This window comes from Variovorax sp. GW821-FHT09B05, assembly GCF_059418265.1.
Genome location: NZ_JBWKPN010000023.1, coordinates 62,319 through 85,810 on the forward strand (window position 1 = coordinate 62,319; position 23,492 = coordinate 85,810).

The following is a 23,492-nucleotide window of genomic DNA, read 5'->3' on the forward strand; positions in this document are numbered from 1 at the left end:
TTTGGCGAGATGTGGAGCGCCGCCGGCCGCTCTACATTTCCCCGCTGATGATTTGCCAGACGCGATCCATGCCCGTTGCTGCGATGGTGCTGATCGCGACGGCGATCGCGCCATGGCTGCTGCTGGGCGCCGCCACGCCGGCGGCGGCGCAGGCCAAGCCGTGCCGCACGCCCTGTCTGGCCGTGCCCAAGCCGGAAGAAAAACCGGCGCCCGAACCGGCGAAGCCGCCGGCCGCCGTCGACCGGCCGAGCGAGAAGGCGGTCGCGCGGCCGCCGCCCAAGCCGCGCGCGCCGGCCGAGGCGCCGCCGGCCCGCGTGGCGGAGCACGAGGCCGACCGGCCCGCGCCCGCGCGCCGGCCGGCGCCGACGAAGCGCTGCACCGAGATCAACATGCGCGCCGCCGTGGGCGAGCCGCTGTCGGACCAGGACATGACGTACTTGAGGAGCCAATGCTGATGATGAAGATCCCCTCCAGCCTGCGCAGCGCGCTGCGCGCGATGGCGCTCGGCGCCGCCGCCGTGCTGCTCGCGGCCTGCGCGGCACAGCGTCCGCAGCCGGGCAACGCGATGCCCTTCGAACAGGCCGTCGACCAGGCGGTGGACGACTTGATGGTGCAGACCAAGAAGCTGCCGGGCTTCCTCGCCAAGGTCGAGTCCTCGATGAAGCAGAGCCGCATCGTCATCGACCCGCTGCTCGAGAGCGCCAGCGGCCAGCAGACCGAGGTCACGCGCGTGGCCGAGCAGCGCATCGTCCAGCGCATGCAGGCGCAGTTCAAGCAGTTCACCGTGACGCCGTTCAACAGCACCGAGATCGCCACCGCGCAGTACGTGCTCAACGGCACGCTGGTGCGCGACAAGGAAGCGGGCGGCTCGCCCTACCGGCTGAATCTGGCGCTGACCGAGATCAAGAGCGGCGTGGTGATCGCACAATCGGTGGCGCGCATCAGCGATGCCTCGCTCGACACCCGGCCCACCGCCTTCTTCCGCGACAGCCCGGTCAACGGCAAGGACCGCGGCGTCGAGGGCTACATCCGCACCGCCGAGACCCAGCCGGGCCAGGCCGCCGACGCGCTCTACCTCGAGCGCCTGCCGACCGCGACCGTGATGCAGGAAGCCACCGCCGCCTACGAGGCCGGCCGGCTGCAGGAGGCGCTGGCGCGCTACGACGCCGCCTCGCGCCGCCCCGACGGGCAGCAGCTGCGCGTCTACAGCGGCCTGTACCTCACGCAGTCGCAGCTCGGGCGCACCGCCGATGCCGAGAAGACCTTCGGCACGCTCGCGCGGCTGGGGCTCGAAACCAACAACCTCAGCGTGAAGTTCCTGTTCAAGCCGGGCTCGACCGACTTCCTGGCCGACCCGAAGATCAGCGCCGCCTACCCGATGTGGCTGCGCCAGATCGCGCGCCAGGCCGCGCAGATCGATTCCTGCGTGGTCGTGACCGGCCACACCAGCCGCACGGGCTCGGAGGCCGTCAACGAGCGGCTGTCGCTGCAGCGCGCGGTGACCGTCAAGACCCGGCTGGTGGGCGAGGCCCCGCCGCTGGCGAAGAAGCTGCGCGAAGCCGGCGCGGGCTTCCGCGAGAACATCGTGGGCACGGGCGCCGACGATGCGAGCGACGCGCTCGATCGCCGCGTCGAATTCAAGGTGACGGCCTGCGAGGCCTGACCACTTAGGGAGCGAGCCGCTCGCGTACCCACTGACCGGCCTCGAGCCGGTAGCGCAGCCGGTCGTGCAGCCGGCTCTTGCGGCCCTGCCAGAACTCCCAGCGGTCGGGCACCAGCCGGTAGCCGCCCCAGTGCGGCGGGCGCGGCGGCGAGAGCAGGTACTTCGCGGCGGCGACGGCCGCATTCTTCACCAGCACCTCGCGCCCGCCGATCACCTCGCTCTGCGGGCTGGCCCAGGCGCCCAGGCGCGAATCGAGCGGGCGGCTCGCGTAATAGGCGTCGCTCTCGTCGGCGCCGGCCTTCTCGACCCGGCCTTCGATGCGCACCACGCGCTCGAGCTCGACCCAGTGGAACTGCAGCGAGGCGTAGGGGTTGCCCGCGAGTTCGCGGCCCTTGCGGCTCTCGTAGTTGGTGTACCAGACCAGGCCGCGCGCGTCGTAGCCCTTGATCAGCACGATGCGGCTCGAGGGCCGCAGGTCGCTGCCGACGGTGCACAAGGTCATCGCGTTGGGCTCGGGCACCTGGGCGTCGATGGCCTCGTCGAGCCAGCGTTCGAACTGGCGCAGCGGATCGTCGGCGCTGTGCGCCTCGCCGAGTTCGGCGCGCTCGTAGCTCTTGCGCAGCGCGGCCAGCGATTCTTTGGAAGTCGGGGAAGTCATGGCGGCATTGTTGCCCAAGCGATACTCGCGCCGTGACCCCCCTTGCGAATCCCCCGACCGTGATCGTGCTGGCCTCGGGCCGCGGCGAACGCTTCGTGGCCGCCGGCGGCAGCGGCTCGAAGCTGCGCGCGTTGCTGGCCGGCAGGCCGGTGCTCGAGCGCACGCTCGACGCGGTGCGCGCGAGCGGCCTGCCCTGGCATGTGGAGGACGCGGGCCATCCGGGCATGGGCGATTCGATCGCGGCCGCGGTGCGCGCCACGGCGGGCGCGGCCGGCTGGCTGATCCTGCCGGGCGACCTGCCGCTGGTGTTGCCCCAGACGATGCGCGCCGTGGCAGCGGCGCTCGCGGGCGGCGTGCAGGCGGCGCAGCCGAGCTACCAGGGGGAGCGCGGGCATCCGGTCGGTTTTGCCGCGAGTTGCCATGCGGCGCTTGCCGCGCTCGAAGGCAATTTCGGCGCAGCGCCCGTCCTGCGGGCATTGCGTGCTATGGATTCGGTAGCTGACCTGACGCTCGACGATGCCGGCATCGTGACCGACATCGACACCCCCGAGGCCCTGGCGCGCGCCGAGGCGCTGTGGCGCGCGCGCGAGGCAGCCGGCGCACAGCGCGCCGGCTGAACGAAGCCCTTACTTGCCGATCACCGCGCAGGCGATGCGCGGGCCCGAGTTACCGGCCGGCTGGGTCGTGAAGTCGTCCTTGTCGCGGTGCACCACCAGCGCACGGCCGATCACGCTGTTGGCGGCGCCCGGCGTCAGCGAGATCGCATGGTTCTCGACGCTGAAACGTGCCTCGCCCGCGCCGTTGGCCACCAGGCTCGGCAGCTCGCCCGCATGGCTGCCCGGCGCGGCGAACTTGCCGTGCGTGCCGCCGCTGGGGTTGAAGTGGCCGCCCGAGGCATTGCCGTTGTCGCCGCAGTCGCCCTTCTCGTGGATGTGGAAGCCGTGCTCGGTGTTCGGCGGCAGGCCGCGCACGATGCCGGCCACGCGCACGCCATGCTCGAGCGCGGTGAAGGTGACGGTGCCCGTGGTCGGGTTCGGCGTGATCGCGCCGGTGGGCACCAGCTCGACGGTGGTGGCGGGCTTGCCGCCCAGCGTGCCGCAGGCGGCCAGCAGCGAGGCCGCGAGCACGGCGGTGGCGGCGCCGGCGAGGCGGCGGGAGGAGTTCTTCATTGTTGGTCCTTGTCGGGAGATCCGGAGGGTCCGGAAGGTTGAGAGGATTTCTTGTCGGAAGACCCTGCGACGTATACCGGAGGCGGCACCACATCGCAATCGGTCGGGGCCGGCGATGCAGTGTGCGCCGCCGATGTGTCGGACGGGACGGCAGGCGTGACGGCCAGCGCCACCAGCCGCGCGAGCGCCACGTCGTGGATCGCATGGCGGCGCAGCTCCTCGAGCGTCTGCTGCGCATAGTCGAGCGAGCTGCCGTAGCGGCCCACGGCATTCGCGAAGATGTGGCGGTAGCGCTCGTCGCTGAGCTCGCCCGTGAAGTTGGGGCTGCGCCGCGACAGCGTGAAGGCCAGCGCGCTCACCGGCCCCGAGGCGGTGGTGCAGCGCAGCCACTTGGGGTCGTAGACGCCGGTGGGCATCTCGCGCAGCCAGAGCCGGCGCAGGGTGTCCAGGCCCTGCGCGGCCGGCACGCGGAACACCATGCCGCGCACGCTGCCGCCCGAGAGCAGGCCGAACACCAGGCCCGGCGTCTGCACGCTGCCGCGGTTGACGCGGCTCCACATCTTCAGCGCGCGGTGCCAGCCGCGCACCCAGGCCGGGCGGCGCTCGATGAAATCGAACTCGGGCCGCCAGATCAGCGAGCCGTAGCCGAACAGCCAGAGGTCCTCGTGGCCGCCCCATTCGGCGATGGTGCGCTCGAGCATCGGTTGGGGATCGCGCAGCGGCTTGGGCATCGGATCCAGACCCGGCGGCCCGGGATTGGGCGCCGGGTCCGAGCCCGAGGTGGGGCCAGCGCCTACAGTGTCGGGAGAAGGACCCATGCCTACAATTTCCTGATCATGGTTGACCACCCCATTATTTACCGGCCGCTTTCATCCTATGGAGCACGCGTGACGAACAACACCGACGACAGCCAGCAGAATTTCGCCCTCGGACTGATCGCGATCCTGCTGCTGCTGATCGTCGGTGGGGTGATCGCCTTCGCGGCATGGCACAAGACGCCCGCCAGGGCCTCCGCGACGGCACGGACCGCCATCACGGTGCCGGCCGCGGCGCCAGCCACCCAGACCACCGTGGCCGAGGTGACCGAGACGGTCACCGTCACGATCCCCGACGGCGCCAGCATCCGCGTCGCCAACGGCGTGGTGAACTTCTACTTCGCCACCGGCAGTGCCGACCTCGCGCCCGGTGCCGCGGAAGCGCTGGCCGCGGTCATCAAGGGCGTCGAGGCCGGCCGCAAGGCGGTGGTCTCGGGCTTCCACGACACCACCGGCGATGCGGCGGTCAACGAACAGCTCGCGAAGAAGCGTGCCGAGACGGTGCGCGACGTGCTCGTCGGCCTCGGCGTGCCGGCCGACAAGATCGACCTGCTGCGCCCGCCCGTCACGGCCGGCAGCGGCAACGACGCGCAGGCGCGCCGGGTCGAGGTCAAGCTGCTCGACTGAGGCCGGGCAAGCCGCCGCGGCGCGCGGAATGCGCCGCCACGCAGGCTCGCGCGAGCCTGCGTCCGGGTGTTTTGCAAGCATCCGTATCCGGGCGTGGATTCGTATTGGCACGATGCCCGATTTCCATCGAGGCCTGGCGTCGTCCTTGCTACGATGAACCCATCTCGAGGTCGCCCACGCGACAGTGGCGACCCCATCGGCAGAGCCACCGACAACATCCCCATGAGCAGCACACACCCCACCGTCCTCGACGTCACCGATCGCATCCGCGATCGCAGCAAGGCGCAGCGCGGCGCCTACCTCGCGCGCCTCGCCGAACTGCGGCAGCGCGACCGCGGCTCCGACCGCATGGGCTGCGCCAACGTGGCGCATGCCGTGGCCGGCATCCCGGCCAACGACAAGTTCCGCGTGGTCGCCGAGCGCGCGCCCAACATCGGCATCGTCACCGCCTACAACGACATGCTCTCGGCCCATGCGCCGTACCAGGGCTACCCCGACATCATCAAGCACGAGGCGCGCCGCCTCGGCGCCACCGCGCAGGTGGCCGGCGGCGTGCCCGCCATGTGCGACGGCGTGACGCAGGGCACGCCCGGCATGGAACTGAGCCTGTTCAGCCGCGACCTGATCGCGATGAGCACCGCGGTCGCGCTCACGCACGACATGTTCGATGCCGCGCTGATGCTCGGCGTGTGCGACAAGATCGTGCCGGGCCTCTTGATCGGCGCGCTGCACTTCGGCCACCTGCCGACCGTGTTCGTGCCCGCGGGGCCGATGCCCTCGGGCCTGTCGAACAACGCGAAGTCGAAGGTGCGCGAGCAGGCCGCGCAGGGGCTCGTGGGCCGCCAGGGCCTCCTCGAGGCCGAGATGGCGGCCTATCACACGCTCGGCACCTGCACCTTCTACGGCACCGCCAACAGCAACCAGATGCTGCTCGAGGCCATGGGCCTGCACGTGCCCGGCACGGCCTTCGTGCAGCCCGGCGACGCGATGCGCGAGACGCTCACGCGCGAGGCGGTGCGCACGGTGCTGGGCAAGGCGGGTGAAGCCGCCTTCCAGTGCCCACCCATTGGCGAGATGGTCGACGAGCGCTGCATCGTCAACGCCATGGCCGCGCTGCTCGCGACCGGCGGTTCCACCAACCACCTGATCCACTGGGTGGCCGTGGCGCGTGCCGCGGGCATCGTGATCGACTGGGACGATTTCTCGAAGCTGTCGGACGTGGTCCCGCTGCTCACGCGCGTGTACCCCAACGGCAGCGCCGACGTGAACGAGTTCCAGGCCTCGGGCGGCCCCGGCTTCGTGATCGGCGAGCTGGTCGAGGCCGGCCTGATGCATGCCGACGTGCTGACGGTGCGTTCGGGCGGCATCCGCGAATTCGCCGACGTGCCGTCGCTCGAGGGCGAGGCCGATGCCAAGCGCCTGCGCTGGACGCCGGCCGCCGCGCTGCAGAACGACGCCGTCACGCGGCCCGTCGCCGCGCCCTTCAGCGCCACCGGCGGCCTGAAGCTGCTCGGCGGCAACCTGGGCCGCAGCGTCATCAAGGTCTCGTCGGTGCCCGACGACCGCCACGTGGTCGAGGCGCCCGCGCGGGTGTTCGATTCGCAGGCCGCGCTGCAGAAGGCCTTCACGGCCGGCGAACTCGAGCGCGACGTGGTCTGCGTGGTGCGCTGGCAGGGCCCGCAGGCCAACGGCATGCCCGAGCTGCACAAGCTCACGCCGCCGCTGTCGGTGCTGCAGGGCAAGGGATTCCGCGTGGCGCTGGTCACCGACGGCCGCATGAGCGGCGCCTCGGGCAAGATACCGGCCGCCATCCACGTGTCGCCCGAGGCGGCCGCGGGCGGGCCGCTGGCCAAGGTGCGCGACGGCGACGTCATACGCCTGGACGCGGTCGCGGGTACGCTCGAGGTCCTGCTGCCCGCCGATGAGTGGGCCGAGCGCGAGGCCGCCACGCTGTCGGAGGCCCAGCGCATCGCCGACGGCCACGGCCTGGGGCGCGAACTGTTCGCCGGCATGCGGCGCAATGCATTGACTGCTGAAGAAGGAGCCTGCTCATGGCTGTAAACGACAAGAACGCACTGACTTCCCTCGACGTGATGCGCGACGCGCCGGTGATCCCGGTGATCGTGCTCAACGACGTGAAGCACGCCGTGCCGCTCGCGCGCGCGCTGGTCGCCGGCGGCATCCGCATGCTCGAGGTGACGCTGCGCACGCCGCAGGCGCTCGAATGCATCGAGATCATCGCCAAGGAAGTGCCCGAGGCCGTGGCCGGCGCGGGCACCATCCGCAGCGCGGCCGATGCCCAGGCCTCGGCGCTGGCCGGCGCGAAGTTCGGCGTGAGCCCGGGCTACACGCGCGCGGTCGGCAAGGCCTGCCACGACCTCGGCCTGCCGCTGTTGCCCGGCGTGGCCACCGGCAGCGAGATCATGTCGGCGCAGGAGGACGGCTACACCCAGCTCAAGTTCTTCCCCGCGCTGCAGGCCGGCGGCCTGCCGATGCTCAAGGCCTGGCAGGGCCCGTTCGGCGACGTCGTCTTCTGCCCCACGGGCGGCATCCATGCGGGCAACGCGGCCGAGTTCCTCGCGCTGTCGAACGTGGCCTGCGTGGGCGGCTCGTGGATCGTGCCGACCGACGCCATCCGCGACGGCGACTGGGCGCGCATCGAACAGCTGGCGCGCGCCGCGAGCCAGCTCGCGCGCTGAGGCCGCCATGGGCAACGCGGATTTCGACGCCAGCGACCTCAAGGTCGTGGCCTTCGACGTCTTCGGCACCGTGGTCGACTGGCACAGCGGCATCGCCGCCGAGGCCGAGCAGGCCCTGCCGGGTGTGGACGGCGCGACCTTCGCGCTGGCCTGGCGCGCCGGCTACCAGCCCGCGATGAAGCAGGTGATGGAGCGCATCGCCGCGGGCGAGGGCGGCTTCACCCTGCTCGACGAGCTGCACCTGAGCATGCTCGAGCAGGTGCTGCGCGACTTCGGCCTCAGCGACCGTCTCGATGCCGCCGCGCGGCGCGAACTCAGCCGCGCCTGGCACCGGCTGCCGGCGTGGCCTGATGCAGTGGAAGGGCTCACGCGCCTGAAGCGCAAGTTCACCATCTGCTCGCTGTCGAACGGCAACATCGGCCTGCTGACCGAGATGGCCAAGCGCGCGGGCCTGCCCTGGGACTGCGTCCTGTCGGCCGAGGTCTTCAAGGCCTACAAGCCCGACCCGCGCACCTACCTCGGCGTGGCCGGCGTGTTCGACGCCACGCCCGGCCAGGTGATGCTGGCGGCCGCGCACCACGACGACCTCGCGGCCGCGCGTGCCTGCGGCCTCAAGACCGGCTACATCGAGCGTCCCTTCGAGTTCGGCCGTGCGCAGCCGAAGGACGTGACGCCGGTGGCGGCCAACAACCTGCATGCGCGCGACATCCTCGAGCTGGCCGAGTTGCTCGGCTGCTGAGGCCGCGCCGGTTCAACTGGCCAGCAGCTTCTCGACCGTGCGCAGGTTGCGCGTGGTGGTGCTCGACTTGTAGCGCGTCTTCGCGAGCAGCTTCGCCACCGGCGTGTCGGTGCTCTCGCCGCGCGGCAGCTCCCAATAGAGCACGCCGTCGCCGCGCTGCAGCCGGTCGGTGTACGTCTCGAGTTCTTCGGCCTTGGCCATCACCTCATCGAGCATCGCGGGATCGGAGCCGAACACGATGTACGGATGGCGCTCCTCGTCGACGCGCTCGAAGGGATAGCCCGCGGCCATGCGCGCCACCGTGGCCTGCGCGAGCAGCACGATCCAGGCCTCGTAGCCGAAGCGCTCGCGCAGCGCCTGCTCGATGCGCTGGCGCAGCGCGGCGATGTCGGTCTCGTCGGTGTCGAACAGCACGTTGCCGCTCGCGAGCACGGTGCGCACCGCGCCGAAGCCGAGCTCGACGAACAGCGCCTGCAGGTCGGCGCTGCGGATGGTGATGCCGTTGACGTTGACGCCGCGCAGCAGTGCGACATGACGCACGGCCTTGTTGCCGGCCTTCTTGCTGGCCTTGGCACCGGCCTTTTTCGCGGCCGGTTTCTTCTTCGCGGCGCCGGTGGCCATCGCCGATCAGCGCAATCCGCCGCCGGCCGCCTGCTCGGCGCGCTGGATCAATTCGATCTTGTAGCCGTCGGGGTCGGTCACGAACGCGATTACCGTGGTGCCGCCCTTCACGGGGCCGGCTTCGCGCGTGACGTTGCCGCCCGCGGCCTTGATCTTCTCGCAGGCCGCGTAGGCATCGGGCACGCCGAGCGCGATGTGGCCGTAGGCGGTGCCGAGCTCGTAGCTCTCGGTGCCCCAGTTGTAGGTGAGCTCGATCTCGGCCTGGCCGGGGTTGCCCTCGTCGTAGCCGACGAAGGCCAGGCTGTACTTGTACTCGGGGTTCTCGGAGGTGCGCAGCAGGTTCATGCCGAGCACCTTGGTGTAGAAGTCGATCGAGCGCTGCAGGTTGCCGACGCGCAGCATGGTGTGGAGGAGTCTCATCGCGTGGAGTCCGTGGGTGTTGTCGTGGGAGCCCGCTATTGTCGGTCTCCCGCCGCGCCGATCAAGCCGCTCGGACTTCCTCGGCGCGCGTGAGCAGCAGCGACTCGTGCTTGCGCAGGAAGTCCATCAGGTGCTCGGGGTACTCGGGCACCACCGCCGCGCGCACGCTGGGCCGCGCGGCCAGCGCCTGGCGCCAGGCATCGACGCGCGGCAGGGCGTCGAAGAGCTTCGAGTCGACGAGGCGGTCGAACACCTCGAAGTAGCGGAACACCGGCGCGAACACCGCGTCGACCAGGCTGAAGCGTTCGCCCGCGAAGAAGGGGCCGGCGCCGAGCGCGGCTTCGACGCGCGCGAACTTGTCGGCCAGGGCCTGGCGCTTCTGCGCGAACACCTCGGCGTCCTTGGTGGTCTCGTAGCCCCACAGGTCGGCCAGGATCGCCGAGCCGAACTCCATCCAGGCGCGGTGTTCGGCGCGCGCGAGCGGGTCTTCGGGATGCAGCCGCGCGCCGGGCTGGGTCTCCTCGAGGTATTCGCAGATCACGTTGCTCTCGAACAGCACGGTCTCGCCGCCGTCGGGCCGTTGCACGCGCAGCAGCGGCACCTTGCCCAGCGGCGAGATCGCGAGAAACCAGTCGGGCTTGGCCGAGAGGTCGATCACGACGCGCTCGAAGGCGACGCCCTTTTCGTGCAGCGCGATCGCGGCGCGTTGCACGTAGGGGCACAGCAGGTGGCTGACGAGGGTGAGGGGCTGGGACATGGACGGGCGCTCCGGATGAATCGGTGGGGCCGGATTCTTCCGGGGGCGAACAACCTTTTCCCGAAAAGCCCATTCGGCAAAAGAGCGTCTTGTGCTAGGCCTCAGCGGCTCGAGGTCTCGATCCAGCGCGTGATGCGCCCCCCGTGCATCACGCCGATGCGGTCGGCCATGGCCTGCGCCTCGGCCTCGTTGTGGGTCACGAGGATCGCGGTCTGGCCGGCCTGGCGCAGGATCGCGCGCACCTCCACCGTGAGCCGTTCGCGCGTGGCGCCGTCGAGGTTGGAGAAGGGCTCGTCGAGCAGCAGCAGCGCCGGCGCGGGCGCCAGCGCGCGGGCCAGCGCGATGCGCTGCTGCTGGCCGCCCGAGAGCTCGTGCGGATAGCGCTCGCCGGCCTCGGCCAGCCCGACCAGCGCGAGCATCTCGGCCACGCGTGCCTGCTGCCGGGCGCGCGGCAGCCGGCGCAGCCCGAAGGCGATGTTGCGCGCCGCGTCGAGGTGCGGGAACAGCGCGTACTCCTGGAACATCATGCCCACGCGCCGCGCCTCGGGCGGCAGATGCTGCTGCAGCGAGGACAGCGTGCGCTCGCCGAGTCGGATCTCGCCCGCGCGCAGCGGCTCGAAACCCGCGATGGCGCGCAGCACCGTGGTCTTGCCGCAGCCCGAGGGGCCGAACAGGCAGGCGATCTCGCCGGCCGCGAGCGCGAGCGAGAAGCCGTCGACCACGACGTGCGGGCCGCGCGGCGTGTCGTAGGCGAGGCGGAGGGCGTCGATGTGCAGGTTGGCGCTCATGGCGTGGCGGAGGATACGGGCAGGGGATCGGCCGCGTGCGCGGCCGCGAGCTGGCTGCGCGCCAGCAGCATCACGGGCAGGAGTCCGGCCGCCACGATCAGCAGCGCCGCGATCGCGCCTTCCTCGTAGGTGCCGCGCGCGGCCTCGGCATAGAGCCAGGTCGCGAGGGTGTCGAAGTTGGCGGGCCGCAGCAGTAGGGTGGCGGGCAGTTCCTTCATCGCGTCGACGAAGACCAGCAGCGCGCCGGCGGCGATCGAGGGCTGCAGCAGCGGCAGGTGCACGCGCCGCAGCGCGCCGAGGGCGGTCTCGCCGAGCAGCCGCGCGGCCTGCTCGATGGCCGGCGGAATGCGCGCCAGGCCGGCCTCGATGCTGCCGACCGGCATCGCGAGGAAGCGGATGGTGCAGGCCACCACCAGCACCACGCCCGCGCCCATCAGCGGCAGGCCCTGCCAGCCGAACGCGGTGGCGAGCGCGGCATCGAAGGCCAGCGCCGGCGTGAGCAGGCCGATGGCCAGCACCGTGCCCGGCACCGCATAGCCCAGCGTGGCCACGCGCGCGGGCCAGCGGCCACGCCGCGCGGCGCCGCCCTGGCCGCCCGGGTTGCGCGCGGCCCAGGCCACCAGCAGCCCGGCCGCCACCGCGGCCGCCGTGACGCCGGCCGCCAGCGCGATGGTGTTGGCCAGGCTGGCGAGCAGCCCGTGCGAGATGCCGCCGCCCTGGCGCAGCCGCTTGGCGCTTTCCCAGACCAGGTAGAGCGCCGGCGCGACGAAGCCGATCAGCACCGGCAGCGAGGCCGCCGCCGTGGCGGCCCAGGCCATGGCGCCGCGCAGCGGCCGCGGCTGCAGCGCGCGCATGCGCTGCGCCGAGCCGTAGCGCTGGTGGCGCCGGCCGTTGCGTTCGAGCCAGACCAGCGCGATCACCATGGCGAGCATGGCGCAGGCGATCTGCGCCGCGCCCGCGAGGTCGGAGCGCGTGATCCAGGTCGTGTAGACGGCCACGGTGAGCGTCTGCACGCCGAGGAATTCGGACGCGCCGATGTCGTTGAGCGTCTCGAGCAGCGCCAGGCTCAGGCCCACGGCCAGCGCCGGGCGCGCCAGCGGCAGCGCGACGCGGAAGAAGGCGCCGCGCCGGTTCTCGCCGAGCATGCGCGCGGCCTCCATCAGGTGCGCGGGCTGGCTCATGAACATCGCGCGCGCCGTCATGTAGACGTAGGGATAGAGCACGAAGCCGAGCACGAAGACCGCGCCGCCCATCGAGCGCAGGTCGGGCAGGCGGAACTGGCGCGGGCTGTCGTAGCCCAGCAGCCAGCGGATCGCGCCCTGCACCGGGCCGATGGGATGCAGCAGGTCGAGGTAGGCGAAGGCGACGATGTAGGTCGGCATCGCCAGCGGCAGCAGCAGCGCCCAGTGCAGCACGCGCCGGCCGGGAAAGTCGCAGGCCGTGACCAGCCAGGCGCAGCCGGTGCCCACGATCAGCACCAGCAGGCCGACGCCGCCCAGCAGCATGGCCGTGTTGAGCGTGGCCTGCGGCAGCACATGGGCGAACAGCGATTGCCAGTGCGCGAAGCCCTGGGCGCCGGGCCCGAGCGCGAGCCACAGCAGGGCGAGCACCGGCGCGAGCACGCCGGCCGCCACGAGGAAAGCGGCCCCGCGCCACAGCGGGCCCACCGCCTGTAGCGTGCGGGGGCCGCGCGAGGCCCTCATCAGCATGCGGATGCCCTGGAGTCAGGGCACCCGACGGTGCCCCTCACTGGTCGAAGCCGACCTTGTCGACCAGCGCGCTGGCCTGCTTGCGGTACTTCGCGATCTCGGTCAGCGGCAGCGGATCGACCTTCAGCTCGCCGATGGTCTGGCCGATGATCGGGTCGAGCGCGACGCCCTTGCGCACCGGGTATTCGTAGTTGGCGTCGGCATACAGCGACTGGGCCGGCTCGGACACCAGGAACTCGAGCAGCTTGACCGCGTTGGCGCGCTGCGGCGCGTTCTTCGCCACCGCCGCGCCGCTGATGTTGACGTGGGTGCCGCCGCTCTTGGCGAAGGTCGGGCGCACCACCTTGATGGCATCGCCCCACTTGCGCGCGTCGGTGCCTTCCTTGGCGCTCTTCATCTGGCCCACGTAGTAGGAGTTGGCCAGGCCCACGTCGCAGATGCCGCCGAGGATGTCGCGCGCCACGTCGCGGTCGCCGCCGGTGGCCTTGCGCGCCAGGTTGGCCTTCACGCCGCGCAGCCACTGCTCGGCCTTGGCTTCGCCGTCGTGCGCGATCAGCGAGGCCACCAGCGCGGTGTTGTAGGGATGCTGGCCGGCGCGGATGCAGACCTTGCCCTTCCACTTGGGATTGGCCAGGTCCTCGTAGCGGAAATTGGTGAGCGGCTGCGCCTTGTCTGCATAGAGCACGCGCGCGCGCATCGAGAGCGCGAACCACTGGCCGTCGGCGCCGCGCAGGTTGGCGGGAATTGCCGATTCGAGCGCGGCCGACTTCACGGGCTGCGTGACGCCGCCGTCGACCAGGTCGACCAGGTTGCCGATGTCCACCGTCATCAGCACGTCGGCCGGCGAGCGCGCGCCCTCGGCCTTCACGCGCTCGAGCAGGCCGTCCTTCACGAACACCGTGTTGACCTTGATGTTGCTCTGCGCGCTGAAGGCCGCGATCAACGGCTGGATCAGCGCCGGCTCGCGCGTGGTGTAGAGCGTGAGCTCTTCCGCCGCATGCGCGGGCAGGGCGGCGAGGGCGAGCCAGGCGCCGGTGGCGCCGATCAGGGCGTGTGCTGCGCGCGCGCCGATGCGTTGGGTCATGACGGGATCCTCCAGGTCGGTGATGTGTTCTCGGGGCAATGCGGCGGCCGGCCTGCGGCGCCGATGCGAACGATTATCAACAGGGAGAAGAGGCGCGCGTCGTTTGGACTTACAAGCCGCAGGCCTACTCGCCCGGGCCGCCGCGACCCTTCGACGCCTGCAGGACCTCGAGCACGAAGCGCGTCGGGCCGCCGACGTCGCGGTCGCCGACCGCGAGGCCCAGCTGCCGCCACAGCGCCGGGCTCAGCGGCCGGATCGCGATGCGCGGATCGGGCGCGCGCCCGTCCGCTTCCTCCGGCAGCAGGGCCGCGCCGTAGCCCGCGGCCACCAGCGTGCGGATCGCGTCGTTGTAGTTGAGCTCGATGCGCGGCCGGCAATGCACGCCGGCCGCCGAGAACCATTCGGCCGTCTGCCGATAGAGCCGCGTGGAGGCGTCGTTCATGATCAGCGGCCGCTCGGCCAGCCACTGCGGCGTGAGGCGCTTCGGCGCCTTCCAGGCCGCCGGCAGGAAGGCGAGCACGGCCTCGCGTCGCAGCGGCGTGACATGCACGCCGCGCACCGGCGGCTGCGGCAGCGCCACCACCGCGAGGTCCAGGCTGCCCGCGGCGAGCCGCGCCATGCTGTCGTTGGAGGTCAGCACCTGCACGTTGACCTCGATGCCCGGATGGTCGCGCGCCAGCCGTTCGAGCGCGGGCGGCAGCAGGTGCGCGATCGCGCCCGTCGAGGCGCCCACGCGCACGCGGCCCGTCTGCCCCGCGAGCTGGCGCCGGACGTCCTCCACGGCATCGTCGGCATCGGCCAGCAGCCGGCGGGCGCGCGCGATGAAGCGATCGCCCAGGGCCGTCGGCTGCGCGGGCCCGCGCCCGCGAACGAGCAGCTGGCCGCCCAGGCGCGACTCCAGTTCCGCGATCTGCACGGTGACGGTGGGTGCGGCCAGGTGCAGCGCACGCGCCGCATTGGCCAGCGACCCGAGGTCGGCGATGGCGACCAGGGTGCGCAGATGGTCGAGGCTCAGTTCCCGCATCGCGCTAATTTATCTTTTTTGAATCTGGGGTTCCATATATTTAGCTGGAGCCATCGAGGCCTCGTCCCTACGATCTCGCTCCATGGACCTCAACCTCTTCATCGACGGCGATCAGGGCACCACCGGCCTCGATCTGCAGAACCGGCTGCGCGGCGGGGAATTCCGCATCCGCACCCTGCCCACTCCCCTGCGCAAGGACCCGGCCGCGCGTCGCGCCGCGCTCAACGAGGCCGACATCGCGATCCTGTGCCTGCCCGATGCGGCGGCGCGCGACGCGGTGGCGATGATCGAGAACCCGTCGGTGCGCGTCATCGATGCGAGCTCGGCGCATCGCACCAGCCCCGGCTGGGTCTACGGCTTGCCGGAGCTGGCTGCGGGGCAGGGCGAACGCATTGCCGCGGCATCGCGGGTCACGAATCCCGGCTGCTATCCCACGGCCGCGATCGCGCTGCTGCGGCCGCTGACGGACGCGGGTCTGCTGCCCGCCGACTATCCGCTGGTCATCCACGCCGTCTCGGGCTATTCGGGCCAGGGCCGGGCGGGCGCGGAAGCGCACGAGGCCGGCGCTGGCGCGCATTCATTGACGGTCTATGGGCTCGCGCTCGAGCACAAGCATGTGCCGGAGATCGAGGCCTACGCCGGCCTGTCGCAGCGGCCCCTCTTCGTGCCGGCCTACGGCAGCTATCGGCAGGGAATCGTGCTGACGATCGGGTTGCATGCGCGGCTGCTTCCCGCCGGCGTGTCGGGTGCGCGCATCCATGAATGCCTGGCCGAGCGCTATCTGGATGCGGCGCATGTGCGGGTGTTGCCGATGTCTTCCGATACGCCCTTGACCGAGCTGGATCCGCAGATCCACAACGGCACGAACGACATGAGTCTGGCGGTGGCTTTCAACGAGCGCACGGGGCAGGTCGTCTTGAGCGCCGTGCTCGACAACCTGGGCAAGGGGGCCGCGGGGGCGGCGGTGCAGAACCTGCGATTGATGGCTGGGGCCCTGGCGCCCGCGCTGTAGCGCCGGTGACCACCCGGACCCCGAAGCTCAGCGTCCCGCCGGAATCTCGAACACGAAGCAGGTCGTCGTGGCATGCGCATACAGCGTGCCATCGGCGCCCACCAGCCGCGCTTCCGCCGTCGCGAGCTGCCGCCCGCAGTGGATCACCTTGCCTTCGGCGCGCACGCGCTGCACCTTCGGCGTGAGGCCCTTCACGTAGTTCACGCCGAGCTCGGCCGTGGTGTAGCTGCGACCGGGCGGCATCATGGTGTGGACCGAGCAGCCCAGTGCGGAGTCGAGCAGGGTGGCGACCCAGCCGCCGTGGATGGTGCCCAGCGGGTTCAGGTGCTGCGGCAGCGGGGTGCCCTGGAAGATCGCGACGCCGGGGCTGACCGAGATGACGGTGAAGTCCAGCGTCTTGGCGATGGCGGCATAGGGGATGTCGCCGCGCAGCATGGCCTGCATGATCTCGAGGCCGGTCTTGCCGTTCACCTGCTCGGGGCGGGCCACGCCGGGGCCCGGGCCGGCTTCGAGCTTCGCGATGATGTCCCGCTCCTCGGCAAGCCAGGTCTCGAGCAGGTTCTGGGGTTCGGTCATGCGGTCATTCCTCCAATTGGTTGCATATGCAATAGTTGCAGCTACAATAATAGCCCATGGACGCCCCCACCAAGCCCCGCGGCTGCACCAGTTTCAAGGTGCGCCAGCTCTCGCGCCGCCTCTCGCAGCACTATGACGCGGAGGTGTCGCGCAGCGGACTCAAGACCACGCAGTACTCGCTGCTGTCGCATCTGGCGCGGCTCGGTCCCTCGCGCCCGGTCGACCTGGCGGGCGAACTCAAGATGACGCCCTCGACGCTGAGCCGCAACCTGCAGCCGCTGATCGCCGCGGGCTGGATCGCGCAGGGCGCGGGCGCCGATGCGCGCAGCCGCCTGGTGCAGCTCACCGAGGCCGGCGAGGCCAAGCGCCGCGAGGCGCTGGCCCACTGGAAGACGGCGCAGCAGAAGCTCAATGCGCTGCTGGGCGTGGAGCGCGTGCTCGCGCTGCATCTGCTGATCGACGAATCACTCGAGCTGCTCGGCGCGGACGACCAGGCCTGCGAGCTGGACTGACGCCCACCCGCACCGGCTTCCCTTTCCTCGCACACCCCACGCCCCCAACGCCCGCAGGCCCCGCGGTCCAGGCCCCTCTTTTCTCCCATTCCTCCATACCCATTCCTCCAGAGGTCCCATGTTCGCCACCCAAGTCTCCGCATGGCTGCAGCGCCGCGGCATCCACTACGGATGGATCGTCGCCGCCATCACCTTCCTGACCATGCTGACGATGTCGGCCGCGCTGGGCCTGCCCGGCGCGATGCTGCAGCCGCTCGGCAAGGAGTTCGGCTGGAGCACCGAACAGATCTCGTCCTCGCTCGCGCTGCGCTTCGCGCTGTTCGGCCTGATGGGCCCGTTCGCCGCGGTGCTGATGGAGCGCTGGGGCCTGCGCGCGGTGATCTGCACCGGTCTCGCGCTGGTCGGCATGGGCATGGCGCTGGTGACGATGGCCTCGCAGCTGTGGCAACTGTTCGTGCTGTGGAGCCTGATGCTGGGCCTGGGCACCGGCATGACGGCGCTGGTGCTCGGCGCGGTGGTGGCCAACCGCTGGTTCGTGGCGCGCCGCGGGCTGGTGGTGGGCATGCTCACGGCGAGCTCGGCCACCGGCCAGCTCGCGTTCCTGCCGGTCGCGGCCTGGATGATCGAGCACTGGGGCTGGCGCTCGGCCATCGTGCCGATCGTGGTCGGCAGCCTGCTGATCGGCGTGCTGGCGCTCTGCCTGATGCGCAACCGGCCGTCCGACGTCGGCCTGCGCCCCTTCGGTGAAGCCCCCGATGCGCCGCAGGCACCAGCCGCGCCCGCCGCGGCGATCACCTTCGCCACGCCGTTCCGCGTGCTCAAGGAGGTCGCTACCAACCGCACCTTCCTGATCCTCGCCGCCACTTTCTTCATCTGCGGCCTGAGCACCAACGGCCTGGTGCAGACCCACTTCATCTCGCTGTGCGGCGACAACGGCATGGGCGCGGTGCCCGCGGCCTCGGTGCTCGCGATGATGGGCGCCTTCGACTTCGTGGGCACGATCCTCTCGGGCTGGCTGTCCGACCGCTACGACAACCGCAAGCTGCTCTTCTGGTACTACGGCCTGCGCGGGTTGTCGCTGTTCTGGCTGCCGCATTCGGAATTCACCATCTACGGCCTGGGCCTGTTCGCGATGTTCTACGGCCTCGACTGGATCGCGACCGTGCCGCCCACGGTCAAGCTCGCGGGCTCCACCTTCGGCCCGGCCAAGGTCGGCATGGTGTTCGGCTGGGTGTTCGCCGCGCACCAGCTCGGCGCCGCCACCGCGGCCTATGGCGCGGGCTTCGCGCGCACGCTGCTGCTGACCTACACCCCGGCGCTCTACGTCGCCGGCGCGGCCTGCCTGCTGGCGGCGCTGATGGTGATGGCGATCCGCCGTCCGGCAGCGCCCAAGGCCGGCGGCGCACCCGCGACGCCTTCCGCCGCGGGCCAGCCCGCCACGGCCCGCGCCTGATCGTCCCCATGCCACGGAGCCCCCGGCCATGACCGCTTCCGCCGCCGATCTCGATCCGCGCACCCGCCGCCTGCTCGAGGCGCCCATCGTTCCCACGCTGCTGAAGCTGGCCGCGCCCAACGTCCTCGTGATGGTGGCGCAGGCCTCGGTCGGCCTGATCGAGACCTACTTCGTCGGCAAGCTCGGCACCGACGCGCTGGCCGGCATGGCGCTGGTGTTCCCGATCGTGATGCTGATGCAGATGACCTCGAGCGGCGCCATGGGCGGCGGCATCTCCTCGGCCATCGCGCGCGCGCTCGGCGCGCGCCGCCGCGCCGATGCCGACTCGCTGGTGTGGCATGCGATCGTCATCGCGCTGGGCTTCGGCGTGCTGTTCTCGCTCGCGCTGCTGTTCGGCGGCCGCTGGCTCTACGGGATCATGGGCGGCAGCGGCCCGGCGCTCGAGGCGGCCCTGACCTATTCCAACTGGGTGTTCTCGGGCGCGGTGCTGGTGTGGCTGTTCAATTCGCTGTCGGCCATCCTGCGCGGCACCGGCAACATGGCGGTGCCGGCCAACGTCACGGTGGTGGGCGTGGTGTTCCTGATCCCCGCCTCGCCGCTGCTGATCTTCGGCTGGGGCCCGCTGCCGGGCATGGGCATCGCGGGCGGCGCGATGGCGCTGCTGCTGTATTACCTGCTGGGCTCGATCGCGCTGATCGTCTACCTGCGCTCGCCGCGCAGCCTGCTCAAGCCCGCACTGGCTGCGCTCAAGCTGCGCTGGCCTTTCTTCCGCGACATCCTGCGCGTCGGCCTTGTGGGCACGGTGTCGACCGTGGCCACCAACCTCTCGATCGGCATCGCCACCGCGCTCACCGGCCACTTCGGTCCCGAGGCCCTGGCCGGCTACGGCACGGCCTCGCGGCTCGAGTACCTGCTGGTGCCGCTGGTGTTCGGCCTGGGCGCGCCGCTGGTCGCGATGGTCGGCACCTGCATGGGCGCGGGCCAGCGCGAGCGCGCGCTGCGCGCCACCTGGATCGGCGCCGCGCTGGCCTTCACGCTGGCCGAGACCATCGGCCTGCTGGCCGCGCTGTTCCCGCGGCCGTGGCTGATGCTGTTCGGCCACGACACCGCGATGCTCGACACCGGCATCCACTACCTGCGCGTGGTGGGCCCGCTCTATGGTTTCTTCGGCGTCGGCCTGGTGCTGTACTTCGCCTCGCAGGGCGCGGGCCGCTTGCTGTGGCCGGTGATCGGCAACCTCGCGCGGCTGGCCGTGGCGGGCATCGGCGGCTGGCTGGCGCTGCGCTGGGGCGCGGGGCTCACGGGCGTGTTCGCGGCCCAGGGCATCGCGCTCGTGGTCTACGGCCTGGTCATCGGCTCGGCGATCGCGGGCGGCGCCTGGTTCGGCCGCGTCGGCTGGCCGCGCACCACCAGCGGGCTGCTGCGGCGCATGGCGCAGGCCTGAAGCGTTTTTCTCGTCCAACTTCGAAAGGGCTCCCATGAACATCAAGGATTCGGTCGTCTTCATCACCGGCGCCAACCGCGGCCTGGGGCTCGCCTTCGCCAAGGCCGCGCTCGCGGCCGGTGCGCGCAAGGTCTACGGCGCCGCGCGCGACCCCCAGACCATCACCCTGGCCGGCGTGGTGCCGGTGGCGCTCGACGTGACCCAGCCGGCGCAGATCGAGGCCGCGGTGCGCGCCTGCGGCGACGTGTCGGTGCTGGTCAACAACGCCGGCATCTCGCGCGGCTCGAACCTGCTCGGGCCCGACTCGGTGGCGGCCGCGCGCGCCGAGCTCGAGACCAACTTCTTCGGCCCCTGGGCGCTGTCGCGCGCCTTCGCGCCGGTGCTGGCGGCCAACGGCGGCGGTGCCATCGTCAACGTGCTGTCGGCGCTGGCCTGGACCACCTTCCCGAGCGTGGCGACCTACAGCGCCACCAAGTCGGCCGCCTGGTCGCTGAGCAACGGCCTGCGCAACGAACTCGCTGGCCAGGGCACGCAGGTGGTCAGCGTGCACGTGGGCTACATGGACACCGACATGGCCGCGCACGTCGATGCGCCGAAGACCTCGCCCGACGAGGTGGCGCGGCTGGCCTACGAGGGCGTCGAGAAGGGCCTGCCCGAGGTGCTGGCCGACGCGATTTCGCGCGGGCTCAAGCAGGGCTTCTCGAGCGACGCGCCGCCTTACGCGCAAGTGCCCGCGGCCTGAACGCGGCGGCCATGAAAAAGCCGGGCTCGAGGCCCGGCTTCTTCGTTTCTGGAGACGACCGCGTCAATAGCGGTACGGATTGTTCGGCCGGCGGTCGTAGCGGTTCGGCACGCCGTCGCCGTCGTTGTCGCGGCGCCCGTAGCGGCGGCCGTCGTAGCGGTCATGGCGGTAGTAGCGGTCGTCGCGGTGGTAGCCCGGGTGGTAGTGGGGCGGCGGCGGGGGCGCGTAGTAGCGGCGGTCGTAGTGGCGATGCGGCGGTGCCGGGGTCACGTAGACCTGGGCCTGGATGAAGGGGCCGCTCTGCGCCTGGGCCGGAGCGCTGATCGCCGCCAGCGAGAGGAGGGCCGCGGCGCCGAATGCGAAGGTGAGCTTTTTCATGGCAACTCCAGGGGAGTGGTTGTTGATGGGTGTCATCCTCCCGCGTTCATGTCAACGCTGTGTAAGGCGCGGGCGAAATCCGATGAAGCGCTGTAACGCCGGGGCGTAGGACTTCGCTCACGGCGACCGGGCGGATTCTGCCCGCGCGAATGCCGCGTCCAGGGCAAGACGTAACGCGCCGCGGCCACCGCCGCAAGGCAATTGAAAGCACGGGAAACGCCTCGACACAAAGAGGCCGCCGTTGTCGCCGCATGGCGACAGGAAAGGGCGCGAAAAGGCTCAGCCGCGCGGTGCCGGCAGCATGCGCCGCAGCGCCTCGAAGAACAGGTCGGACTGCTCGCGCTCGCCCTGGATCTGCGCCGCCACGCGCGCGGCCAGTTCGCGGTTCACCGGTGCCAGCGGGCGGCCGGTCGACTGCGCGATCACCTGGTGCAGGCAGGCGCGCTCGAGGTAGTAGAGGTCGTCGTAGGCATGGGCGATGGTCGCGCCCGCCACGATCACGCCGTGGTTCGCGAGGAAGGCCACGTCCTTGCCGGCCATCGCGCGCGCGATGCGCTCGCCCTCGGCGTCGTCGAGCGCCAGGCCGTTGTATTCGCGGTCGACGGCGATGCGGTCGATGTAGCGCATCGCGTTCTGGCTCGCGGTCGGATCGAGCGCGCGGTCTACCGTGATGGTGAGCGCGGTGGCATAGGGCATGTGGCAGTGCAGCACCACCGCATGGCCCGCGATGCGGTGCACCGCGCCGTGGATGAAGAGGGCGGTGGGCTCCACGCGGTGGCGCCCCGCGAGCACCTCGCCGCGCACGTCGATCAGCACGATGTCGTCGGCGCCGATCTCGCTCCAGTGCAGGCCGCGCGGGTTGATCAGGTAGCGGTCCTGCCGGCCCGGCAGCATCACGCTGAAGTGGTTGCACACGCCTTCCGACAGCCCGTGATGGGCGGCGGCGCGCAGCGCGAGCGCGAGGTCTTCGCGCAGCTGGCGCACTTCGGGGCTGGCGTAGTCGGCTTCGGCGGACATCGTGATCCTCTGGTGTTCTGCGTGGGGGAATCGAATCAGGCGCGCGTCGTGCCCGTGTACGCGGCGACGAAGCGCTGCGCATCGTCGCGCACGGCCTGCGCGCTCTTGCCGGGCTTGAACAGCGCCGATCCGATGCCGAAGCCGGAAGCACCGGCCTCGCGCCATTCGGTCATGTTCGAGGGCGTGATGCCGCCCACGGGCATCAGCGGCGTGCCGCGCGGCAGCACGGCCAGCAGCGCCTTCACCACCGCGGGCGAGGCCAGCTCGGCCGGGAACAGCTTGAGCCCGGTGGCGCCCGCGGCGAGCGCGCCGAAGGCCTCGGTCGGGGTCATCACGCCGGGCAGGCACACCAGGCCCAGGCGGGCGGCCTCGCGCACCACGGCGGCATCGAAGTTCGGCGACACGATCAGCTCGCCGCCGGCCGCCTGCACCTCGCGCACCTGTTGCGCATCGAGCACCGTGCCGGCACCGACCAGCGCCTGCGGGAAGCGCGCGCGCAGCCGCGCGATGCTGTCGAGCGGCTGCGGCGAATTGAGCGGAACCTCGAGCAGCTGGAAGCCCGGCTCGACGATGGCGTCGCCGACGGCATCGGCTTCATGCGGCGCGAGCCCGCGCAGGATGGCCACCAGCGGCAAGGTGCGCAGGGCGGCGTCGAATTTGTCGAAGGGCGTGGTCATGATGGGGTGGCGGAGGAATCGAGGAAGCCGGACAGCGCATGCAGCCCGGCCCAGGTGGCTTCGGCGCCCAGCGAGCGCGTGGCCGTGCCGCTGGCGCGCAGCGCGAGCGCATAGCGCTGGGTGAGGGCGGGCGAGCCGATCAGCACCACCTCGCCCGCGGCCTGCAGCGACTGGGTGCGCAGCTCCTCGCCGATCAGCAGGCCCGAGAGATAGCTCGCGAGCTCGGCGCGCGGCATGCGATCGAACAGCGCCAGCGTGCGCGCGCCGAAGGCGTTGTGCAGCAGGCCCTGGCCGTTGTCGGCGCGGGTCACGCCCTCGACGAACGCGGCCTCGTCGAGCGGTGCCGACGCATCGAGCGTGCGCGCGAGGATCGAGTGCTGGCTCAGCAGCGCATAGAACTCGCCGGTCATGAAGGTACGGAAACCGGTCACGCGGCCCTTCTTCACCATGGCCCACTTGTTGTGCGTGCCCGGCAGCACGAACAGGCCCTCGTCGCGGCCCAGCAGCGACAGCGCGCCGAAGATCTGCACCTCCTCGCCGCGCATCACGTCGGGCACGCCGTCGTGCTCGTCGCGCAGGCCCGGCACCATCGCGATGCGCTGGCCGGGAATGGCGTCGATGCCGATGATGCTGCGGCCGACCTCGACGCGGCCCGCGGGGCAGGCGCAGTAGGGTGCCTCGACCCAGCCCTGCTTGCTGCCGGCCATGCCCGAGATCAGGCAGCGCGCGCCGCGCTCGCGCATCCAGTCGCCGAACAGCGCCTCGAACACCGCGGGAAAACCGCCCGCGGGCACCGCGAGGATGCCGCGTGCGTCGCTGCGTTCCTCGCGCACCGTGCCGTCGGCCGCGATCAGCGCGCCGCGCAGCGAGCTCGTGCCCCAGTCGACCGCGACCAGCGGACCCGTCAT

The 23,492-nt window shown here is 71.3% G+C and carries 27 protein-coding genes; 12 read left to right on the top strand and 15 right to left on the bottom strand.

The genetic code is table 11. The features are described 5' to 3' along the window. Positions 1-68 precede the first annotated feature (68 nt). Entirely contained in the window at positions 69-455 is a 387-nt protein-coding gene (locus AC07RM_RS37410; RefSeq protein WP_495337699.1) for a hypothetical protein, read from the top strand. Continuing rightward, positions 455-1,663: an OmpA family protein gene (locus AC07RM_RS37415; protein WP_093341213.1), complete on the top strand. Its 1,209-nt coding sequence runs from the start codon at positions 455-457 to the stop codon at positions 1,661-1,663. The genes AC07RM_RS37410 and AC07RM_RS37415 overlap by 1 nt, the downstream gene beginning before the upstream one ends. Before the next feature lie 4 nt (positions 1,664-1,667). Here the strand turns inward: AC07RM_RS37415 and pdxH are convergent, their stop codons facing one another. Continuing rightward, entirely contained in the window at positions 1,668-2,321 is a 654-nt protein-coding gene (gene pdxH, locus AC07RM_RS37420; RefSeq protein ID WP_495322481.1) for a pyridoxamine 5'-phosphate oxidase, read from the bottom strand. 32 nt (positions 2,322-2,353) lie between these two features. Between pdxH and AC07RM_RS37425 the strand changes: the two genes are divergently transcribed. Then, the gene (locus AC07RM_RS37425; protein ID WP_495337700.1) at positions 2,354-2,938 is read left to right on the top strand and encodes a nucleotidyltransferase family protein; all 585 of its coding nucleotides are present in this window, start codon (positions 2,354-2,356) and stop codon (positions 2,936-2,938) included. Between the two features lie 9 nt (positions 2,939-2,947). Here AC07RM_RS37425 and AC07RM_RS37430 read toward each other — a convergent pair whose 3' ends face one another. Both AC07RM_RS37430 and AC07RM_RS37435 read right to left on the bottom strand, forming a co-directional pair. Beyond that, a complete protein-coding gene (locus AC07RM_RS37430) occupies positions 2,948-3,490 on the bottom strand; it encodes a superoxide dismutase family protein (protein WP_057597176.1) in 543 nt (180 codons plus the stop codon). Beyond that, complete coding sequence (locus AC07RM_RS37435; RefSeq protein ID WP_495337701.1) at positions 3,487-4,308, bottom strand: gamma-glutamylcyclotransferase; 822 nt, start codon at positions 4,306-4,308, stop codon at positions 3,487-3,489. Before AC07RM_RS37435 ends, AC07RM_RS37430 begins: the two co-directional genes overlap by 4 nt. A 69-nt stretch (positions 4,309-4,377) precedes the next feature. Between AC07RM_RS37435 and AC07RM_RS37440 the strand changes: the two genes are divergently transcribed. From AC07RM_RS37440 to AC07RM_RS37455, 4 genes are all read left to right on the top strand, one after another. Then, positions 4,378-4,932: an OmpA family protein gene (locus AC07RM_RS37440; RefSeq protein ID WP_495337702.1), complete on the top strand. Its 555-nt coding sequence runs from the start codon at positions 4,378-4,380 to the stop codon at positions 4,930-4,932. A 222-nt stretch (positions 4,933-5,154) separates the two neighbouring features. After that, positions 5,155-6,993, top strand: coding sequence for a phosphogluconate dehydratase (gene edd, locus AC07RM_RS37445; protein ID WP_495337703.1), 1,839 nt, complete (start codon positions 5,155-5,157; stop codon positions 6,991-6,993). Beyond that, positions 6,984-7,631, top strand: coding sequence for a bifunctional 4-hydroxy-2-oxoglutarate aldolase/2-dehydro-3-deoxy-phosphogluconate aldolase (gene eda / locus AC07RM_RS37450; protein ID WP_093340093.1), 648 nt, complete (start codon positions 6,984-6,986; stop codon positions 7,629-7,631). Before edd ends, eda begins: the two co-directional genes overlap by 10 nt. A 7-nt stretch (positions 7,632-7,638) precedes the next feature. Next, the gene (locus AC07RM_RS37455; protein ID WP_208512993.1) at positions 7,639-8,370 is read left to right on the top strand and encodes a haloacid dehalogenase type II; all 732 of its coding nucleotides are present in this window, start codon (positions 7,639-7,641) and stop codon (positions 8,368-8,370) included. Between the two features lie 12 nt (positions 8,371-8,382). On the opposite strand, the gene AC07RM_RS37460 is transcribed toward AC07RM_RS37455, so the two are convergent. The 7 genes from AC07RM_RS37460 to AC07RM_RS37490 all read right to left on the bottom strand — a co-directional run bounded on the left by AC07RM_RS37460 (position 8,383) and on the right by AC07RM_RS37490 (position 14,773). Further along, positions 8,383-8,991: a DUF1697 domain-containing protein gene (locus tag AC07RM_RS37460; protein WP_495337704.1), complete on the bottom strand. Its 609-nt coding sequence runs from the start codon at positions 8,989-8,991 to the stop codon at positions 8,383-8,385. A gap of 6 nt (positions 8,992-8,997) precedes the next feature. Continuing rightward, positions 8,998-9,411 (bottom strand): lactoylglutathione lyase, encoded by a 414-nt coding sequence (gene gloA, locus AC07RM_RS37465; RefSeq protein WP_093340085.1) that lies wholly within the window; start codon positions 9,409-9,411, stop codon positions 8,998-9,000. Between the two features lie 61 nt (positions 9,412-9,472). Continuing rightward, positions 9,473-10,168, bottom strand: a complete 696-nt coding sequence (locus tag AC07RM_RS37470; protein ID WP_495337705.1) for a glutathione S-transferase family protein — start codon at positions 10,166-10,168, stop codon at positions 9,473-9,475. 101 nt (positions 10,169-10,269) lie between these two features. Continuing rightward, positions 10,270-10,956, bottom strand: coding sequence for an ABC transporter ATP-binding protein (locus AC07RM_RS37475; protein ID WP_495337706.1), 687 nt, complete (start codon positions 10,954-10,956; stop codon positions 10,270-10,272). Beyond that, a complete protein-coding gene (locus tag AC07RM_RS37480) occupies positions 10,953-12,665 on the bottom strand; it encodes an ABC transporter permease (RefSeq protein ID WP_495337707.1) in 1,713 nt (570 codons plus the stop codon). The genes AC07RM_RS37475 and AC07RM_RS37480 overlap by 4 nt, the downstream gene beginning before the upstream one ends. 37 nt (positions 12,666-12,702) lie before the next feature. Beyond that, entirely contained in the window at positions 12,703-13,749 is a 1,047-nt protein-coding gene (locus tag AC07RM_RS37485; protein WP_057595618.1) for a Fe(3+) ABC transporter substrate-binding protein, read from the bottom strand. Positions 13,750-13,873: 124 nt separating this feature from the next. After that, positions 13,874-14,773 (bottom strand): LysR family transcriptional regulator, encoded by a 900-nt coding sequence (locus tag AC07RM_RS37490; protein ID WP_495337708.1) that lies wholly within the window; start codon positions 14,771-14,773, stop codon positions 13,874-13,876. Between the two features lie 82 nt (positions 14,774-14,855). On the opposite strand from AC07RM_RS37490, the gene argC reads away from it, so the two are divergent. Next, a complete protein-coding gene (argC, locus tag AC07RM_RS37495) occupies positions 14,856-15,785 on the top strand; it encodes an N-acetyl-gamma-glutamyl-phosphate reductase (RefSeq protein WP_495337709.1) in 930 nt (309 codons plus the stop codon). 27 nt (positions 15,786-15,812) lie between these two features. Here the strand turns inward: argC and AC07RM_RS37500 are convergent, their stop codons facing one another. After that, positions 15,813-16,361 (bottom strand): PaaI family thioesterase, encoded by a 549-nt coding sequence (locus AC07RM_RS37500; RefSeq protein WP_495337710.1) that lies wholly within the window; start codon positions 16,359-16,361, stop codon positions 15,813-15,815. Positions 16,362-16,417: 56 nt separating this feature from the next. Here AC07RM_RS37500 and AC07RM_RS37505 point away from each other — a divergent pair, with 56 nt between their 5' ends. The 4 genes from AC07RM_RS37505 to AC07RM_RS37520 all read left to right on the top strand — a co-directional run bounded on the left by AC07RM_RS37505 (position 16,418) and on the right by AC07RM_RS37520 (position 20,512). Beyond that, entirely contained in the window at positions 16,418-16,873 is a 456-nt protein-coding gene (locus AC07RM_RS37505; RefSeq protein WP_431509730.1) for a MarR family winged helix-turn-helix transcriptional regulator, read from the top strand. A gap of 118 nt (positions 16,874-16,991) precedes the next feature. Further along, entirely contained in the window at positions 16,992-18,326 is a 1,335-nt protein-coding gene (locus AC07RM_RS37510; RefSeq protein ID WP_495337711.1) for an MFS transporter, read from the top strand. Positions 18,327-18,354: 28 nt separating this feature from the next. Beyond that, positions 18,355-19,770 (top strand): MATE family efflux transporter, encoded by a 1,416-nt coding sequence (locus AC07RM_RS37515; RefSeq protein WP_208513011.1) that lies wholly within the window; start codon positions 18,355-18,357, stop codon positions 19,768-19,770. 34 nt (positions 19,771-19,804) lie between these two features. Beyond that, complete coding sequence (locus tag AC07RM_RS37520; protein ID WP_495337712.1) at positions 19,805-20,512, top strand: SDR family oxidoreductase; 708 nt, start codon at positions 19,805-19,807, stop codon at positions 20,510-20,512. Positions 20,513-20,575: 63 nt separating this feature from the next. Here AC07RM_RS37520 and AC07RM_RS37525 read toward each other — a convergent pair whose 3' ends face one another. The 4 genes from AC07RM_RS37525 to AC07RM_RS37540 form a co-directional block, all read right to left on the bottom strand. Continuing rightward, positions 20,576-20,890 (bottom strand): hypothetical protein, encoded by a 315-nt coding sequence (locus tag AC07RM_RS37525; RefSeq protein ID WP_495337713.1) that lies wholly within the window; start codon positions 20,888-20,890, stop codon positions 20,576-20,578. Between the two features lie 279 nt (positions 20,891-21,169). Next, the gene (locus AC07RM_RS37530; RefSeq protein ID WP_495337714.1) at positions 21,170-21,907 is read right to left on the bottom strand and encodes an aldolase; all 738 of its coding nucleotides are present in this window, start codon (positions 21,905-21,907) and stop codon (positions 21,170-21,172) included. A gap of 35 nt (positions 21,908-21,942) precedes the next feature. Next, entirely contained in the window at positions 21,943-22,584 is a 642-nt protein-coding gene (locus AC07RM_RS37535; protein WP_495337715.1) for a 2-dehydro-3-deoxy-6-phosphogalactonate aldolase, read from the bottom strand. Further along, positions 22,581-23,492 carry a 2-dehydro-3-deoxygalactonokinase gene (locus tag AC07RM_RS37540; RefSeq protein WP_495337716.1) on the bottom strand — a complete coding sequence of 304 codons (912 nt, stop codon included), beginning with the start codon at positions 23,490-23,492 and terminating at the stop codon, positions 22,581-22,583. The genes AC07RM_RS37535 and AC07RM_RS37540 overlap by 4 nt, the downstream gene beginning before the upstream one ends.